The organism is Streptomyces sp. ActVer, from assembly GCF_027270795.1.
Lineage (GTDB): Bacteria > Actinomycetota > Actinomycetes > Streptomycetales > Streptomycetaceae > Streptomyces > Streptomyces umbrinus_A.
Window position 1 is genome coordinate 1 of record NZ_JAPWHT010000779.1, and the last position, 2,456, is coordinate 2,456.

Annotated in this window: 2 protein-coding genes; both read left to right on the forward strand. The window is 72.1% G+C overall.

What is annotated here, in order from left to right; all coding sequences use genetic code 11:
- The coding region (locus O3Q52_RS51945) for a PQQ-binding-like beta-propeller repeat protein (protein ID WP_269655378.1) at positions 1 to 1,186 on the forward strand (1,186 nt) is incomplete at its 5' end.
- A 137-nt stretch (positions 1,187 to 1,323) separates the two neighbouring features.
- Positions 1,324 to 2,456: serine/threonine-protein kinase (locus O3Q52_RS51950; protein ID WP_269655379.1), on the forward strand; the 1,133-nt coding region annotated here is incomplete at its 3' end.

Sequence of the window (2,456 nt, forward strand, 5' to 3'; positions counted from 1 at the left end):
CCGGCCGCGTCCCTCCCGCCGTACGGTCCTCGCGGCCGCCGCGCTCGGCGCCGTCGGCCTTGGTTCCGGCGTCGCCGCACTCCTCGGTGAGCCGAAGGACCGGACCGAGCCGACCGCGAAGCCGGCCGGTCCGGCGCCGAAGCCGCTGTGGGTCTACCAGGGTGACGCCCTCGTCAAGGCACCGGCGACCTTCTACAAGGACACGGCCCTGCTGAAGTCGCAGTCGGGCGCGTTGTTCTGCCTCGGCCTCGCCGACGGCACCCGCCCCCGGTGGACCTACCGGGGCATCAGCCAGTCACCCACCCCGCCGCTCCTCGTCTCGGGCGACGTCGTCGCTCTCGGCACCGGCGCGACCGTGCTGGGCGTCGACCCGGTCACGGGCATCGAGCGGTTCTCCCTGGACTTCGGAGAGGACTTCCGGTTCGACACGCTGCTCGGCGGGTTCAGCGACCAGAGGGTCACCATCTCGGGTCTGCGGTTCAGCCGCCCGGACGGATCGCAGGGGTCGGCCACCTCCACGAACGTCGTCCTCAACACGGATCTGCGGGCGCGCCGGGCCAATGTCATCCCCATCAGCGAGGAGGACATCGGCCTCGATCTGAAGCCCGTCATGGCGTCCAGCCGCTTCGTCTACATGGACGGGCTGCACCGGCTCACGGCCCGTGGCACCGCGAGCCGTGGAAACGTGCTGTGGCGCCGGCCCCTGAACTCCGACTCGGACGCCAGGTCGGCCCCGGCGGTGCTCGGCGGAACCGTCTTCGCCGTTGACAGCGAACTCATCGCCGTGGACCTGGAGTCCGGTGCGGTGCGCTGGCGGGTGAAGGAGGAGAAGGGCGGATTCGCGTCCGTCGCCGCCGCGGCCGGCACGGTGTTCTGCACCACCAGGAACCCGCACGGCGTCCAGGCGTTCGACGCCGCCGACGGCACCCGGCGCTGGTTCCGCAGGACCCCTCGGCTCGATCTGGGCAACGCCCTCGTCGCGGGCGGCGGCTCGGTGTTCGTCACGGCCGCCCGCAACAGGGACGGCTTCTACGCGATCGACGCCCGACAGGGCGAGCTGCTCTGGAACTTCACCGACGGCCAGGACGCCGGCATCAACGACTGGCAACTCGCCTGCGACAGCGACGGCCCGCTGATCGCCCAGCACTTCAACAAGGTGTACGCCCTCCCGATACCCCCGCCCTGAAGGCTCCGAGACGGAGTTCCGGACGCCTCCTTCGCCGTACGTCTCCGATCCGGCGCTCACTTGAACGGGTGTGCGGCGGGACGCGAGGGGCCCGTGATGCAATGGGGCCACTGAACAGATCTTGGGGCGGAGTGGGCGTGTTGAGCAACGGTGGGCCCGGCGCGGGAAGTTTCCAGCCGCTGGAGGACGGCGATCCGCGGATCGTGGGCGGCTACCGGCTGGCGGCGCGGCTCGGGTCCGGCGGCATGGGGCGGGTCTATCTCTCGCACACGCCGGGCGGACGGGCCGTCGCCGTCAAGGTGATCCGGCCCGAACTGGCCGAGAACGCCGAGTTCCGCAAGCGGTTCCAGGCAGAGGTGGCGTCCGCGAGCCGGGTGCACGGGCTCTACACGGCCCCGGTCGTGGACAGCGACACCGAAGGCTCGGTGCCGTGGTGTGCGACCGCCTATGTGCCGGGTCCGTCCCTCGCCGACGCGATACGCGACCACGGTCCACTGCCCGTCGACACCGTGCTGCGGCTGATCGCCGGAGTCGCGGAGGCGTTGCAGGCGGTGCACCGCGAGGGCATCGTGCACCGGGACCTCAAGCCGTCGAACGTGCTGCTCGCCGACGACGGCCCGCGCGTCATCGACTTCGGTGTCGCACGGGCGGCGGACGCCACCTCGGTGACACAGAGCGGCATGGCCCTCGGCACGGTCGCCTACATGGCCCCGGAACAGGCGCTCGGCGGCGAGGCCGCCCCCTCGGCCGACGTGTTCGCGCTGGGGCAGACCGCCGTGTTCGCCTCGACGGGCGGCGGCGCCTTCGGGGACGGAGACGCGCACGCGGTGCTCTACCGGGTGGTGCACGAGCAGCCGGACCTCGGCAAAGTGCCCGAGGAGATACGGGAGTTGGTGGCGCGGTGTCTGCGCAAGCCCGCCGCCGAGCGGCCTTCCGTCGAGGAGGTCATCCGCTCCGTCCAGACGATCCAGACGCATCGCGGTGACGAGGCCCGGTACACATCGGGGGCCTGGCTGCCGGGCGAGCTGGTGGCGGGGATAGCGGCTCGTGCCGAAGGAGCCCATCAGGCACAGGCCCAGGCGGAGGCGGCTCCGAGCGCTCACGGTTCCGGCGGATTCGGGGCCCCAGGTTCTGGCGGTTTCGGGACCGCGGGCTCAGGCGGCGGCTTCGGCCCGGCCGCCTCCGGTGGTTTCGGCCCCGCGGCGGCCTACTCCCCCACCTCGCCGTCCCACGCGGCTCAGGCCCATGCGGCTCAGGCCCATGCGGCTCA